The 15,682-nt window shown below is 43.0% G+C and carries 15 protein-coding genes; 1 reads left to right on the top strand and 14 read right to left on the bottom strand.

The genetic code is table 11. The features are described from left to right. Positions 1–33: 33 nt before the first annotated feature. The 14 genes from LRM44_RS03555 to metG all read right to left on the bottom strand — a co-directional run bounded on the left by LRM44_RS03555 (position 34) and on the right by metG (position 14,114). Positions 34–1,221 carry a CHAP domain-containing protein gene (locus LRM44_RS03555; protein ID WP_243803776.1) on the bottom strand — a complete coding sequence of 396 codons (1,188 nt, stop codon included), beginning with the start codon at positions 1,219–1,221 and terminating at the stop codon, positions 34–36. A gap of 189 nt (positions 1,222–1,410) precedes the next feature. Beyond that, positions 1,411–2,487: an endolytic transglycosylase MltG gene (gene mltG, locus LRM44_RS03560; protein WP_243803777.1), complete on the bottom strand. Its 1,077-nt coding sequence runs from the start codon at positions 2,485–2,487 to the stop codon at positions 1,411–1,413. Continuing rightward, the gene (gene ruvX / locus LRM44_RS03565; protein ID WP_129631399.1) at positions 2,474–2,887 is read right to left on the bottom strand and encodes a Holliday junction resolvase RuvX; all 414 of its coding nucleotides are present in this window, start codon (positions 2,885–2,887) and stop codon (positions 2,474–2,476) included. Before ruvX ends, mltG begins: the two co-directional genes overlap by 14 nt. Then, positions 2,877–4,508 carry a hypothetical protein gene (locus LRM44_RS03570; protein ID WP_243803778.1) on the bottom strand — a complete coding sequence of 544 codons (1,632 nt, stop codon included), beginning with the start codon at positions 4,506–4,508 and terminating at the stop codon, positions 2,877–2,879. Before LRM44_RS03570 ends, ruvX begins: the two co-directional genes overlap by 11 nt. A gap of 1 nt (position 4,509) precedes the next feature. Continuing rightward, positions 4,510–5,772: a cell division FtsA domain-containing protein gene (locus LRM44_RS03575; protein WP_129743692.1), complete on the bottom strand. Its 1,263-nt coding sequence runs from the start codon at positions 5,770–5,772 to the stop codon at positions 4,510–4,512. 49 nt (positions 5,773–5,821) lie between these two features. After that, the gene (locus tag LRM44_RS03580; RefSeq protein ID WP_129634823.1) at positions 5,822–7,705 is read right to left on the bottom strand and encodes an alanine--tRNA ligase; all 1,884 of its coding nucleotides are present in this window, start codon (positions 7,703–7,705) and stop codon (positions 5,822–5,824) included. Positions 7,706–7,778: 73 nt separating this feature from the next. Beyond that, positions 7,779–8,126, bottom strand: a complete 348-nt coding sequence (gene rpsP / locus LRM44_RS03585) for a 30S ribosomal protein S16 (RefSeq protein ID WP_129634821.1) — start codon at positions 8,124–8,126, stop codon at positions 7,779–7,781. Positions 8,127–8,202: 76 nt separating this feature from the next. Then, on the bottom strand, positions 8,203–9,255 hold the full coding sequence (gene mnmA, locus LRM44_RS03590) for a tRNA 2-thiouridine(34) synthase MnmA (protein WP_243803779.1): 1,053 nt from the start codon (positions 9,253–9,255) through the stop codon (positions 8,203–8,205). Beyond that, the gene (locus LRM44_RS03595; protein ID WP_243803780.1) at positions 9,252–9,848 is read right to left on the bottom strand and encodes a YdcF family protein; all 597 of its coding nucleotides are present in this window, start codon (positions 9,846–9,848) and stop codon (positions 9,252–9,254) included. The genes mnmA and LRM44_RS03595 overlap by 4 nt, the downstream gene beginning before the upstream one ends. Further along, positions 9,845–11,002: a cysteine desulfurase family protein gene (locus LRM44_RS03600; RefSeq protein WP_243803781.1), complete on the bottom strand. Its 1,158-nt coding sequence runs from the start codon at positions 11,000–11,002 to the stop codon at positions 9,845–9,847. The genes LRM44_RS03595 and LRM44_RS03600 overlap by 4 nt, the downstream gene beginning before the upstream one ends. 12 nt (positions 11,003–11,014) lie before the next feature. After that, entirely contained in the window at positions 11,015–11,452 is a 438-nt protein-coding gene (locus tag LRM44_RS03605; protein WP_129635393.1) for a hypothetical protein, read from the bottom strand. Continuing rightward, positions 11,449–11,769, bottom strand: a complete 321-nt coding sequence (locus LRM44_RS03610) for a hypothetical protein (protein ID WP_243803782.1) — start codon at positions 11,767–11,769, stop codon at positions 11,449–11,451. The genes LRM44_RS03605 and LRM44_RS03610 overlap by 4 nt, the downstream gene beginning before the upstream one ends. Positions 11,770–11,780: 11 nt before the next feature. Continuing rightward, positions 11,781–12,599 (bottom strand): TatD family hydrolase, encoded by an 819-nt coding sequence (locus LRM44_RS03615; protein WP_243803783.1) that lies wholly within the window; start codon positions 12,597–12,599, stop codon positions 11,781–11,783. Positions 12,600–12,602: 3 nt separating this feature from the next. Beyond that, the gene (gene metG, locus LRM44_RS03620; RefSeq protein WP_243803784.1) at positions 12,603–14,114 is read right to left on the bottom strand and encodes a methionine--tRNA ligase; all 1,512 of its coding nucleotides are present in this window, start codon (positions 14,112–14,114) and stop codon (positions 12,603–12,605) included. 101 nt (positions 14,115–14,215) lie between these two features. Between metG and LRM44_RS03625 the strand changes: the two genes are divergently transcribed. Further along, positions 14,216–15,637: an N-acetylmuramoyl-L-alanine amidase family protein gene (locus LRM44_RS03625; protein WP_243803785.1), complete on the top strand. Its 1,422-nt coding sequence runs from the start codon at positions 14,216–14,218 to the stop codon at positions 15,635–15,637. The last annotated feature ends 45 nt before the right edge of the window (positions 15,638–15,682 follow it).

The raw sequence follows: 15,682 nt of genomic DNA on the forward strand, positions 1-15,682 counted from the left end.
GAGAGATAGCGGAGGTGCTAATATTAACTAGTTCTAGTGGATATATAGATAACCGCCTGCGCCGTTGAGTGTGCGGTGAGTAATTATTCCATAACCTGCGTAGTTCATATCGCTAACGTAAACCACACCGTTTTCAACTCGCTCGACAATACCAACGTGACCATAATATCCGGCAGTAGTCTGGAATATTGCACCAGGTGCTGGCGTATTATTAACTACGAATCCAGCGGCACGAGCACTTGTGGCCCAAGTATTAGCATTGCCCCAGAAACTACCAATCGGACGACCAAGCTGTAAACGACGCTCGTATGCATACCATGTACAGTTACCGGCCGCATATCGGTTACCGACAGAAGCAGTCAACCAACTTCGACTCGCACTCGTAGTAGTAGATGATGCCGAAGAGTATCGATTTCCGTACGACCTACTTCGCGGAGCAACATAACCAGGTCGCTCATTTTCTGGAAGTTCACCTCCAGGCAACACAATCCTAGAACCAGTAGACAGTTTAGCACCGTCATCAATGTCATTATATAGGACAACACGCTCAGCGCTCGTCTTATACTTTTCTGCCAGAGATTGGGCAGTATCGCCGTCTTTAATAGTATAAACAACACCGTCAACAAGAGGCACAACTAGAGTCTTATTCGGCTCCACAGCGTCCGAGGTTGTATTATTAGCCCAACGAAGCGTCTGAGATGAAATCTTAAACTTCTTAGCAATAGACTCCATTGTGTCACCCTCTTTGGTTACGTAAGATGAAATACCACGCGCAGCCGAAGTATCTGGCTTAACAATGTCAGGTTTTGTTATAACTTCTGCATCATTCTGAGAAAGACTCTTCTTAATTGTTAGTGAAGTTTCAGACTCGCGTAAATCACCAGCCGAAGGCAATTCCGCCGTTTCCGCCAAGTTAGTTACGGCATTAGCTGCCGTTAATTCATCTACTGAAGCTGTTTTAGACTTAGCAGACTTAGATACCGATGAAACACCAGTAGTTTCAGATGATGCCAAAGTTTTTGATCTTTCAGCGGATACGTTACTACCACTATTACCGTAGATCAAAAATGATATAGTCAATAAAAATATTCCACCGTAGATTGCAAATGATTGCAGTTTACGTTTTTTACTCCGAAGAGATGTAAAATGGTTACGAATAATCGTTCTCCTTGCGCCAATGTTACCACTAGCACCTCTACCAAATTGTCTTTCTTCTCGCAACAGAACAGGATATGTTGTCGACCTAATTGATTATTATTATTCTACATTAGTTTTGCTATATCCGTAGCGACAATTTTGGCAGGTCATTTATCGTAATTCACCCCTGTTGATAAATTAGACAAATGATCTAACATCTATTTTACACAATATTGACAATAAAGTCAATAAATTTTATAAAATGCGTTTTTGTCAAGAAATCTGGCACTTCTTTTGACAGTGAGCCTTGACATTAGCCTCGTGCTCTTCGTTGGTCTTTGCAAAATACGTAATATCATCGTCGCCACTCAGGAAATATAGATAATCAGAGTTTATCGGATCGGCGGCGGCATTCAACGCACTCAAACTAGGCGAAGCGATTGGTCCAGGAGTTAAGCCTTTTTGAATACGTGCATTATATGGCGACTTAAGGTTTGGCGAGCGCTCTACACCTGTTTTGTCAGCAATATATTGATATGTTACATCGGAGCCCAACGGCATATTGGCTTTCAGGCGATTGTAAAATACGCTAGCAATCTTACGCTGATCCTCGCAAGTTTCCGCGCCAGACCCACAGCCAATCGATTCGCGCTGAATAATCGACGCTAGTGTTATCCCTTGATATAAGGTCAGCCCACGAGCTTTAAATTTCTCCTCCAGATTATATTCCTTAACAATTTTCTCCAAATGATCAACTGAGCGCTGCAGAACCTGTTCTACGGTTTCATCCGGAGAAATATAGAATGTTTCACCGTAAATATACCCCTCAAGCCCAGCATTTTCCGGTCTACCTGCAAAAACTGGACTGTCATACTTAGCGGCAAATGCCTTTTTTATCTGATCGTCCGAGAATCCCGCCTTAAGCAACACGGATTCAACTTCTCTACCGTCAGAATTCTTTATTTTTTTATTCAAAGTCGATCCAGGATAAAATGTTATAGCGATCTCATCAGTTTTACCGCTGGTCAAATGATTAATTATTTCATCGACAGACTGTGAAGCTTTTACAGAATAGACGCCAGCCTTAAACTTGCTTGCTGAATTGTGGAGCCTTGTATAAATAAAAAACGCTAAAGAGTTTTTGATAATTTTATTATCCTCTAAAGTTTTAGCTATATCACTAGATCCCATGCCTTCTTTAATATTAATTCTTAAGGTCTGCTGACTATTTACGTCGGCAGGAGCAAGCATCTGCTTATACCACACCGTTGCCCCAAGGGCGCCGATTCCAGCGATAGCCACAACTATTGACAACACTAATAGCCAAATACGTCGTTTACGAATTTTCATAATTCTCCTCCAAAAAATCTTGCAAAATTATGCTAGCAGCCTCCGCATCAATCTCGCCCTTATCTTTAATTTTATTCCCCAATCTCTGCTCGGCCTGCACGCTCGTTAAAGATTCATCTTGAAAAACAATCTCTGTATCAAGCTCAATGTCTTCAAATTGCTTAACAAATTCTTCCACGAATTCCGTCTGCTTCGTTGGTTCACCAGATTGATTTCGCGGATAGCCCACTACGATCGTATCAATATCGTGCCTCAATACTAGTTCTGTTATTTCCTGGACGATATTTTCATTATTCTCCAACCAACCAAACGGCACAGCGATCTTCACTTGCGAATCCGCCATAGCCAAGCCAATTCGCCGCGACCCAACATCCAGCGCTAAAAAGTTTTTACTTGACATCTTTTATCTTAAACTCGACATTAATTTTATTGATATCTTTTGGAACAGATTTAACCCAGAATGGAGAGAATTTAACATCGACATCCTCAACACCTTCGATAGATTCAATAGCAGACTGAACCTCTCCGTAACTCTTGCCTTTGGCTTGATCCTTTACGTTCGCTTCTTTAATATCTGGGCCAACCTTGCCATTCGTAGTTAAGCGCACAGTCTGTGTATTATGCGCCCTAGAAAATTGCGAGAACGCAACCTTGCTTACTCCATTGTCATAAATTCTCTGCGACTTCTTGCCAGAAATCTCCTCTTTAAGCTTTGCTTCCACAAAGTTCTTTAGCTCACTCTTATCAATAGCCAACGCGCTGGCGGTAATTGTAGATTTCAGAGTTACAGCTCCAGTCGCCTCGCCATCCACGGCCACGCTCGAGCTAGGATCTGATCGATTTTCAACATAGCTTTCTGTTATAACCGTTGCCGAATCGCCGAATGATGACAACAACTGCTCTTTTAATCCATCAATCTTCTTTTCGCTCAGCTTGCTTTTTGCCGATTCTATATCACTAGCCGTCACAACCGTCGCAGTTTTATCAGTGCCGCCGCTAGTAGCAGACCGTAGCGACGCAGAAATATCATCAACCGAAATACTCATACTGCCAGTTGCTGCATTATACTGAGCCCCGCCCTCACTGGCGGTAATAGACCCAGAAGCAGATCCCGGACATTTATATCCTGGACAGCTCCAACTCAACGTAGCACCTGGGATAGTCACAGAAGAATTCAAAGTATAAGATAGCCCACTATTTTTCAAGATTGTGCCAGCTGAAATAGTCACACTACTTGACGACGAATTACTGAAGACAACCACTCCGGTAGCTTTTTCTCCGACATTCTTCTTGCCCGTAGCAGAAAATTCAACACTAACCTCTTTAGCCAGCTCCTTTTTCACAGACTTAATGACATTAGATTTCGCGCTTGTAGTGGCTGTTTCATTCAAGCTGACGGTATCACTGACTGTCATACTAGTAGTCTTTGCTGAAATAATGACCGTGGCATGTGGAGCAAACCAAATTGCCCAAACCAAAAATATAATCAAAAGTAAGGTACTGCTGCCTATCAATAAGAACTTCTTACGGAATGTATTAAAATCAGGGACTTTTGGTTTTTTAACCATCTTTTTCAGAGAATCCAACCCCTTAGACTCCTTCTTGTTTGCGTCAGCTATAACATTATCTACAGCAGAGTCTTCATCGGATTTCTTTGATCTTTTCGCAGAATCCGCCATATCCCCAACCGCCAGTTTGCCGCCATCAATCACATCATTGTCGTCATCAACTTTCAGAACTGGAATCTCCGCAATTTCTGGCTTACTCTGAAGTGTTTTTGCAATAGGAATTTTCGCCGTTGCCGCCAATCCAGCCAAAACCGAATCATTCGTGATTAATACAATTCTCTTATCTGCCGAAGTTGCCGCTCGAGCTAGTAATCGAATATTGACTGCACTCTGTAAAACGCCAATTCTTCGAGGCGGTACTAACGCAATAATTCTCTCTTTCGACGCCTTAATCTTACTAATTATCGTCGTAATGTCGTCTTCTACATCGATATAAATAACGTCTTTATTCATTTTAAATCTTTAACAACCTATTTACTTTTTCAACTAAACTATTACCGTCTTGACTACCGATAATTGTATCATATCCAACTCGCAACAAGCCCATTGCGGTTACAAATGTGTGATCGCTAATGTCTCCGGTTTCGTCAACTATTCCTGTAATATCACTAGGATTGATATATTGAACTACTGGTTTCTTAGTAAAAGGCAAATCCTCTGGCCAGCGTCGAGTTTTCAGAGCTTCAGTAATTTTCTTTAGGCTCGATCCGCCACCACACAGTAAAATCCTATTCGGCAAATAATCGACATTATCAAAATCGCTCAGCGCCAATTCAACGCCTGATAGCCAAACTTCCAAAGTCTTGTCGATCGCCGCGTCAACTTTTTTCTTTACGCTAGGCTTCAAATTCTCATTATCAATATTCAACTTCAGTTTTTCTGCATCTTTGAAGCTCAAATCCAGGTCGGCCGCAATAGTTCTAGTGAAACTTCGTCCACCAATGCCAAACATTTTTGTACCTTCGACTCCGCCGTCATTAACAACTGCAATATCCGTCGTACCGCCACCAATGTCCGCTAGAATCGCCGTGAAATTGCTATCCGTGTCCGATCCCAAAACGCTCCTACTCACCGCAAATGGCTCGGCAGCCACAGCCACCAGATCCAGAGCAAGCTCGTCCGCAACCTTCTCCAGCGCGCCAATATGAACCATCGGAGCAAACGCCGTGTAAATCTGCACCGCCACATCTCGCCCCTGAAAACTAATCGGGTTCGAAACTTTATAGCCATCAATATGAATACTCACCAGCGCCGAGTTGACCAATTTCACCTCAACATCTTCATTGCCAGTTTCTAGTGCAATTTGAGCCTGAGCTTTTCCCTGAGCTCGCTCCTGGACTTTCTCAATGATAAATTCCATCTCGGCAATGTCTAGTGGCTTATTTGGCTGTGGTCTGCGATAGCGAATAGTATTCGTAACACCTTTGACCAGTTCACCCGCAATACCAATAACAACCCGCTTACCCTGAACGCCAGCTTGATCTTCAGCTTCAGACAGAGCCTCCTCGCAATTCGCCACAACCCCAGCAATATCAGCAATCGCACCGCTGTGCATATCGCCCATTTCCTGCTGTTTTCGACCAACGCCAATAATCTTCAGCTCGTCGTCTTTAACTTCAGCGATTAACGCCTTAACCACCTCCGTACCAATATCTAAGCTAACCAATAGTTCGCGACTATCTTTATCAGACTTCTTCAACATGTCTTTCAATGCCATATAATAAATATTATATAACGCTTGTGATTTTAGAGCAACAGTTAATTATCTATCTTAAGACAGCCTTGATTCGACGAATTCCAGCCGAACTAGATTCTTCTTTGGTGATTTTGAATCGCTTGCCATCTTCAGCCAAAACTCCAGTGTGCTCGACGTGCGGACCGCCGCAAACTTCAAAGCTAACAATGTTATCATCCTTGCCAATAGAATACACCTTAACTTCGTCGCCGTAACGCTCACCAAACGCGCCAATTGCACCCATGCTCAATGCCTCGCCTGTTGGATAAACAGCAAAACTAACTGGCAAATCTTCATCAATCCAAGCATTAATCTGATCTTCGACCGCCTGTTTTTCTTCTGGCGTCAATTTATCGTGATTAAAATCAAAGCGCAATCGATCGGCAGTAATATTGCTTCCGTGCTGCTGTAAATCTGGCGCATTCAAAACCTTACGCAACGCCGCACCCAACAAATGTGTCGCCGTGTGATATTTCAGATGAATAGAGTCATGACCTTCCAAACCGCCGCTAAATTGCCCCTTGCGAGCCGTCTTAGAGCGCTGCCTCTGCTCATTCATTTTCGCGGTAAATTCATCGCGCCAATTGTCCGAAAGTTTAATTCCTTGTTTATACGCCTCTTCCGTACTGAGCTCCACCGGGAAACCGAAAGTATCGTACAAAGTGAACAATTCTTCACCAGTCAAGCCATCGTCAATGTAGCGCTGCATTTGTCGCAAACCTTTTCTCAAAGTCTGACGAAAAGCTTTTTCTTCCTTAACGAGAACAGCAATTATATTATCGCGATTATTCTTCACCTCTGGAAAATCAGCTTCGTACAAATCAGCAATCGTCGGCACAACTTCTTGCAGGAAATTCTGCTCGATACCCAAGTCAAAACTATAGCGAATTGCCCGACGGAGCAGACGACGCATTACATAGCCCTGCTCTTTATTACTTGGTGCACACCCATCAACAGCCATAAACGTCGCAGCCCTCAAATGGTCAGCGATCACTCGCATACTTTCGGTGTGTGAAGTGTAATCCTTGCCACTCAGATCTTGCAGCTTTTCAATAATCGGCCAGAGCAAGCTAATCTTAAAGACGTCAGGATCATTATTTACTGCAGCCGCAATTCGCTCAAGTCCAGATCCATGGTCAATATTTGGCTTATCAAGTGGCTCAAATTTTCCCTCGGCAACTTTTTTATACGCCATAAATACGTTATTGCCGATCTCCATAAATCGACCACAATCACAGTTCGGATGACAATTTTCACCAAATTTTGGATCGTGCTCAATGAAATCAAACTCATAAAACATCTCACTATCTGGACCACACGGATCACCAATCGGAGTAGTTTCTGGACCGCCATTACGACTCCACCAGTTTTTACTGCCGTCATAAAAGAAAATTCTTTCACCTGGATTTACACCACGTGCCGCGCCCTGCTCTTCGCTACCGATGTCCGCCATTTTTGCATCGATGCCCTTTTCTGCAAACTTTTTCTGCCACAATTTAGCCGCTTCAACATCTTTCTCAATATTATATTCCGGCGCACCAATAAAACACGTTACATACAATCTCTGCGGATCAAGACCAATTTCCTCAGTCAAAAACGTCCACATCCAGCCAATTTGCTCTTCCTTAAAATAGTCGCCCAAACTCCAGTTTCCAAGCATCTCAAAAAACGTTGTATGGCGATTATCGCCAATGTCGTCAATGTCCTGCGCTCGCAAACACGTTTGAGAATCGGCAATTCTCTTACCTTCGGGGTGCGCCTCACCAAGCAAGTACGGAATCATCGGCTGCATTCCGGCGCCCGTAAATAAAGTCGTCGGGTCATTAGTTAAAATCAACGGCGCACGCTCAACAACGGCGTGACCTTGTTTTTTATAAAATTCAAGATATTTACTACGTATTTTTTGGGCATTCATGAGTGTTATTATACCATAAAATAACCCCACCTTACAGATGGGGTTTATAGGCCAAATCGCCAATCTCAACAGATTATTCAGCTACTTCTTCAGCTGGCTCTTCTTTTGGTTGATTCTTGCGAAGCTTTTCTGGATTGCGGATGGCTTTGTGCTTGTCAGCTGAGACTTCCTTAACCCACTTTGGCAATTTAACGCCAGCTTCTTTCAATAATTTAACTACGCGTGGTGTTGGCTGTGCGCCATTGTCCAAATATTTCTGAGCCAATTCAACTTGGATATTTGATTCTTTAGTGTGTGGGTTGTAGCTACCGACATAAGCGACTACACGACCGCTTGATGGATGACGATGTGCTTCTTGTACCGCCAAGCGATATACTGGATAACCTTTGCGACCCAAACGTTGCAAACGAATTGCTAGCATAAAATTAATTCTTCCTTTAACTCTACGTTTTATTATTCCTTACTTTAGAACAGTTTACACTATTTTTCCTATAACGTCAATCTGTTTTCACGATTCCGCCACCCAAACATTCATCGCCGTCATATATTACCGCCGATTGACCCGCGGCTACGGCACGCTCCGGAGCAGAAAGGTGCACAATATCTCCGTCAATTTTCGCGTCGAATAAAGTGCCTCGATGACGCAACCGAACCTGCACATTTTTATCTTTGTGTGGTACTTGATTAATCCAATGAATATCCGCCAATCTAAGTTCTTTTCGCCACAAGCTTTCATTGTCAATTGAGCGCGACACGTAAACTTCATTTTTCTCCATATCCTTGCCTACAACATAATAAGGTAATCCACCGCCGACGTTCAGCCCATGACGCTGACCAAGCGTATAAAAAATTGCGCCGTCATGTTTACCGACGACAAATCCCGTCTGCTGATCAATAATATTTCCTGGCGCAGTTTTAACATATTCCGACAAAAACTCACGAATTCCAACTTGCCCAACAAAACAGATTCCCATTGATTCCTTTTTGCTAGCCGTCCACAAACCGCGCTCTTTTGCCATTTCGCGAACTTCCGCCTTAGTAAAATCGCCCAGCGGAAATATGGTTTTTGACAAAGCCTCCGAAGTCACTCGATATAAGAAATATGTTTGGTCTTTATTATCATCACGAGCGCGTAATAATTTGGCTGACGAAGACGATTCATGGGCAACGCGCGCATAATGCCCTGTCGCGATATAATCCGCTCCAGCCGCCAACGAAGCCTTCAAAAATATCTTAAACTTCACTTCTTGATTACACATAATATCTGGGTTTGGCGTGCGACCTGCTTGATATTCGCGAATCATATAATCGACAACGTTTTGCTTATATTCTTTCTGGAAATCAAAAACTCGAAAATCAATGCCCAAGCCAACCGCCACACGCTTGGCGTCAGCAACATCTTCCGCCCACGGACAATGCATTCCAGGAAGATCTTCCGACCAGTTTTTCATATAAACACCCGTTACGTCATAGCCCTGCTCAACTAAAAGTGCCGCAGCCACAGAAGAATCTACGCCGCCCGACATTCCAACAAAAACTTTCTTACTCATCTGGACAGCCCCAGGGCGAATAGCCCAATTCTCATTAATTCACCCATTGCCAACCACCAGCCCCACGGCGTTAACCACCACCACGAGCTCCAGTTTTTATCAGAAGCAACAGGATGACTACGGATTTTGACGTTATTAAACTGCGCTGAAAATTCGAGTTGCGCACGACGCATATGATAACCACTCGTCACCAAAATCACATCTTCAATTTTTCGCGAATCGACAATTTTCTTCACTTCAGTGGCGTTTTGCCTGGTCGTCTCGGAAGACTCGTCCATAACAATGGCTTTCTCAGGAACGCCGCTATTAATCGCTCGCTGGTACATAGCTTTAGCGTTGGACGGACCAGTCTTATCGGCCGCCGCACCCGACACAACAATCAACGGCGCCCAGCCTTCTTTATATAGTTTAATAGCCTCGTCGGTTCGCGCATTCGTATCACCACCGCTGACAACAACTATTGCATCAGCCCTACGGCAATCGCCTTCGCCCACGCCTTGACATTTTCCCAAATCATTCGGCGACAAATATGTGCTAAGTCCAAAAATCACCAAAGCAGCAAAAATCATCAAGCCAACTAGTTTATGGATCATCGACGAGTCCTCTTCATTTCCGCTTGCACAGCTTCGATGATAAATTCGCCAGCTCGCTTTATATTCTCATCATTGTTCAACTTGCCTAAGGTAAGCCTTAGACTTCCGTCAATCTCTGATTCGCTCAGACCAACACTCGCTAGTACATGAGAACGCGTTCCAGAATTAGCCGCGCAAGCACTACCCGTAGCCACTAGAACTCCACGAGATTCTAACAAAAACACCAATCTTTCAGCATCAACTCCAGGAAATGATATATTCAAAAAACTCACCAAACTTTTTTTCATATCTGATGATATCAACACATCAGGAAAAGCTTGCCTCAAATCTTTTACCAAATTTTCCCGCAACTTTCGCAGTCGCTTCACTTCAGCAGAACGTCGTTTTTGTGCCAATTCCAAAGCAGTCGCAAACCCAACCACGCCAGCAACATTTTCAGTTCCGCTGCGCAACCCCAATTCTTGACCGCCACCAAAAATATTCGCTTTCAACGTAACGCCAGGTCGCACCCACAATAAACCAACTTGCTTTGGACCGTAAACTTTCGCCGCAGATAATGTCAATAAATCAACGCACAGCCTTTTAATCTTCACGTCAATTAAAGCCGCCGCCTGCGAAGCGTCTGTATGAAAAATCAACGGCAAAGATTCATTATTTTCTTGGCGCCTAAGTCGCTCGGCTTTTACGATTTCCGCAATTTCTTCAATTGGCTGGATGTAGCCCAGCTCATGATTCACCAGCGCAACACTAACAAATCCAATGTCTGGCGTTAACATTTTTTTAACCACATTCGGGTCTATTCGTCCATTTTTCATTGGCGGAATTAGCTTCACTTCCGAACGCGCTTTTGCGGAATTAATCACCGAATCATGCTCAATTGCCGAAATTAAACTTACGCCATTTGCTGCATTAAACGCCAAATTGACAGACTCAGTTGCTCCAGCCGTCATTATCAATTCATCAGCCATCACACCCAAGCAGCGCGCCAGCCGAGCCTTCGCGTCTTGATATTCACGCTTTGTAAATATTGCTGGAGCGTACGGACTAGACGGATTGAAAAACTTTTCAGAAAAATATGGCAACATCGCATCAATCACCAACGGATCCATTGGCGTAGCAGCAGCATGATCAAGATAGATATAGTCTTTATTCACTTTTTTATTATATCAAAGCGGCCGACCGGTTTGCGGATCTTTCTTATACAATTGTCGAGAAACTCGCTCGTAATATTCCTTAGTTGCCAAGACAAAATTCTGAAGCTCGTCGCCCTCCAAATAGCTATATCTATAATTCGGCTGAATCTTCAAAATTCCCTTTGGTTGCACTTCATAACGCGTCGTCAATTCTTGCCGACCACCCTTACCGTCAGCAACTTCTTCATACCAAATCCAGGTATCTTTATCTAAATTAAAAAATTCTCGTCGCGCAACATACGCCGGCTTCTCGCCAAAAATTGTTGCGCCAATTTCACTTTCCAATTGGATTAGTTCGCGCTCGGTAAATTTCTTTAATGGACGATCTTTTTTACGGAATTTCAACAAAGACACCGCGTCACTATCATCAGCAAAAACCAAACTCCGTACTTTTTTCAAAAGCTTAGTCACTCGCAGATCTCCTTGGTTTTATATTCACGTAAGCGTTGGAGTGAATTACCGATTGCCTGCACAGTTTCAAGCGGACTGTTGTTAATGTAGTCAAGACTTTTTCCATAGCTACCAAGTGCTTGATTACAGAAATCAACCGCCCCATTATCAGCAAAGTCCATCTTAATATCAATCGCAGTCTTCCCCAATTCAGGGTTCACCTTAGAGTTATCGCGTTGCTCGGCGTCAGAAAAAATAGCGGCAAGTTTTTCGCGAGCTTCTTTTTTGCGAGATTCAATTTCAGGTGTTTTTGTAACACATTCCGGCGTACTATTCATTTTCTCCACTTTCAAATGCCAAAAAGTTCTTTTGTGTTGTGAAGAGTAGCTTGGCTTAAAACATCAAAATCAATATTTCGCTGCTTTGCCCAATGTTCAGCCACCAATCTCACATATTCTGGCTTGTTTATATTACCACGAAACGGCGCTGGTGTCAAGAATGGCGCGTCAGTTTCTAGCAATAATCGCTCCAGCGGAATTGAAGCGAACAATTCTTTCTGCAATTGATCCTTTGTGAATGTACTAATTCCATTAAGTCCAACGTACAAATTTCGCGAAAAACCTTTTTCCAAATTTTCACGCGTATCTGTAAAACTATGCAACACGCCGCGAAGCCCGTGAAAATTGTCAAAAATTGGCCAAAAATCACCCCAAACTGATGGCTGATCCTTCGCACCATCGCGAACATGAAAACTTACTGGCAAATTGTAATCAATCGCCATTTGAAGCTGCGCTTCCAAGCCTTCAATTTGCATTTCCCGCGGACTGTTATTGTAATAATAATCAAGTCCAATCTCACCAATTGCCACAATCGGAGAATTTTCCGTCTTATTTTCCAGCAAAGTTTTGACATCTTCCCAGCCATCTTTCGTATCGTGCGGATGAACACCAATTGCCGCCCAAGTAAACTCATGATTCGCGGCAAATTCCACAGCTTGGCGGCTACTTCGCTGGTCAGTACCGACACAAATCATGCCAATATTCGCCTCGACCGTTTCTTTGTAAAATTGCTCGCGATTGTCCGTAAAAAATTCCGTATCGTGCAAATGACAATGCGAATCTATCAGACGTAAACCATCAGTCGCACTTTTCTTATCAGCCTCAATCATAAACTATTTAACCTGAGATTCTGTTTTCGGAGCGCGTAGATCTGGCGTGTGAATATATTTGCGCGGGAACAAAGGCATCAATTCTGATGGCACAACACCACTAGCAAACATATCATGAATTTTTTCGGCAGTTTGCGGCATAAATGGACGAAGCATGTCAGACACTTGCAATAATGTGCCACAAGCGTGCGCCAAAATCTCACTCAAATGTGACTCTGCTTCTGGATCTTTATCGCGATTTTTAGCAACTTGCCAAGGCTGAACTCGCTCAATATATTGATTCAAAGAGCGAACAATTAGCCAAATTTCGTCCATTGCTTGATCGAACATATAACTTTCCATTGCCTGACGATACGGCCCCATGTCGTGCTCTGATTGTGGAGCGTCACCAATAACGCCCGCTTGATAACTCTGCACCATTTTAGCGACTCGCTGAACCAAATTGCCCAAATCATTGCCAAGCTCACCATTATACGCAGCTTCAAACTTTTCCCAAGTAAAGTCGCCGTCATCTTGCGTCGGTACGTGGCGCAAGAAATAATATCGAAACGCCTCAGCGCCGTAATCTGGAATAATGTCAGTCGGACCAACACCATTTCCGAGACTCTTTGCCATTTTCATTCCGCCAGAATTGATAAATCCATGAACAAGCAGAACCTTCGGAAGCGGTAAATCTAGCGCCATGAGCATTGCTGGCCAAATACCAGCGTGGAAACGGAGAATATCCTTACCGATGACTTGCACGTCAGCCGGCCAAAAAGATTGCCACTCTTCTGGACGATCAGGATAACCAATAACCGTAATGTAATTACTCAGAGCATCCAACCAAACGTACATGACTTGATTATCATCACCAGGAACCGGCACGCCCCAGCTAAGATTTTTACGCGGACGAGAAACCGACACATCTTTCAAGCCATCTTTCATCAATTCCAAAAACTCTTTTTTACGGAATTCAGGCACGATTCTCATTTTATTTGACTCAATCGCCTGACGAATATTGTCCGAAAAAGCACTGGTTTTAAAATAATAATTTTCCTCACTCAAGCGCTGATACGGAGTTTGGTGATCTGGACAAACCCCATTATTATCGGCAGCTTCTTTATCCGTAACGAAAGCTTCGCACCCCTGACAATACCAGCCTTCATACGAACCTTTGTAAATGTAACCAGCCTCAACGAGTTTCTGCCAAATATATTGCACCGCAGCAACGTGATGCGCGTCAGTTGTTCGAATAAAATCCGTCACTGAGATATTCAGCTCATTAATCATCTTCTTAAAATTGACGTGCGTTTGATCGACGTATTCTTGAGGGGTTTGATTTTGGCTGGCAGCTTTGGCGGCAATTTTATTGCCATGCTCATCTACACCAGCTTGAAAACGAACTTCACGCCCGTTCTGTCTGGAATATCGCGCCCACACGTCTGCCAACATATAATCCATAGCATGCCCAATGTGCGGCAAGCCGTTTACGTAAGGAATAGCAGTAGTGATGTAAGCGTGTTTCTTAGTCATAAAGAAATTATAACAGATTCAACAGAGCGCCGCCACTGGCGTAAATGTCAATCATAGTATGTTATAATAAAAATTGAAACAATACTTAATAGGAGGAGATTGTGAAGAAAATTTTAAAAAGCTTAGTGGCGGCAATGATCGTAAGCGCCACCATAGTCACAGCAAGCACACCTACAATAACCCATGCAGCAGGCGGAGATTGGCGCAAAGACTCAATCGGATGGTGGTATAGAAATTCGGACGGCAGCTACCCAAAGAGCAAATGGGAGAGGATTGGCGACAAATGGTACTACTTCGATGGGCGCGGATATATCATTCACAGTAAATGGGAATATATAAACGGACATTGGTATTACTTTAATACCAGCGGTCATATGACAGAAAACACCTGGAAGATGATCGGAGACAAGTGGTACTACTTCGACACTAAAGGTCACATGCTACACGACCAGTGGGTCGGCGACTACTACGTCGGTAAAAATGGCGATATGTTAAAGAATACCGTCACACCAGACAACTATGTAGTTGGAAGCGACGGAAAATGGGACAAGAGGTTTTCAAGAGAATTAGCAGAGAAAGCTAAATATCAAAACCTAGATAACGCCATATACTCTAAGTTTGCAGCTGCACACTTCATTTCAACCTACTACAAACTAGACTACACTGCAGCACTCCAATTACTAGAGATAATATATCCAAATTACAATCCCATCAATAACGCAAAAAGAGCAATAAAATTTTTCATGCCATCAGCCGATATAAATAAAGACCCTCACGCATGGACTTCCAAAAGTCGATTAATGGAAAGATTTACCAATACGGGACCTAAAGGTGATTTTAGATTCTCAAAGGAAGAGGTTGAAAAAGCGCTTGATGAGCTAAACCATGAAATCGACGTTGCTAAGATGTTCCAGATGCAGGCTATAAAGGCTCTAAAAGCCCTAGATTCCTACAACCATACATCAAAAGTAAACTATGAAGATCTTCTCACCTTGCAAGGATTTACTAAAGAAGAAATAGACAATGCCCTTAATACAGTAAAGATTGACTTTGCACATAACGCTCAACTAAAAGCCAGCGATATGCTATCAGGACAGAAACCCACCATCTCAAGAAATTTCATCCTAAGACACTTACAAGGGACCGATAAATTCACTAAGGAAGAGGCAGAAGAAGGTTTACAGCGTCTGAATTATGACTTCAAGATCAGCATACGTAATCTTATTGAGAAAAATTACACCACAAGCAGTAACTATAATGGTATGCTTTCAAAAAAATCCATAATAATCAGTATAGCCCGCGATCAAGAGATGAAGGATTCAGAATCATACATCCGTGAAGTATTAGAAGAATATGATATTAATTACACCGAGCGAGCAAAGCTGCGTGCTATAGATACTCTAAAAAATATAAAATACAGCAGAAGCGATTTAATAAAATCTCTTGTCGACGGATGGGGGTTCACCAAAGAAGAAGCTACCAACGCTGTTAAAGATTTAAAGCACGATAATTTGATAGATTAATTCAGTCTTTTAGCGTAAAGAACGACTCAGTTTAAAACCTCTGAG

The sequence above is a fragment of the Candidatus Nanosynbacter sp. HMT-352 genome (genome assembly GCF_022819385.1).
Classification (GTDB): Bacteria; Patescibacteriota; Saccharimonadia; order Saccharimonadales; family Saccharimonadaceae; genus Nanosynbacter.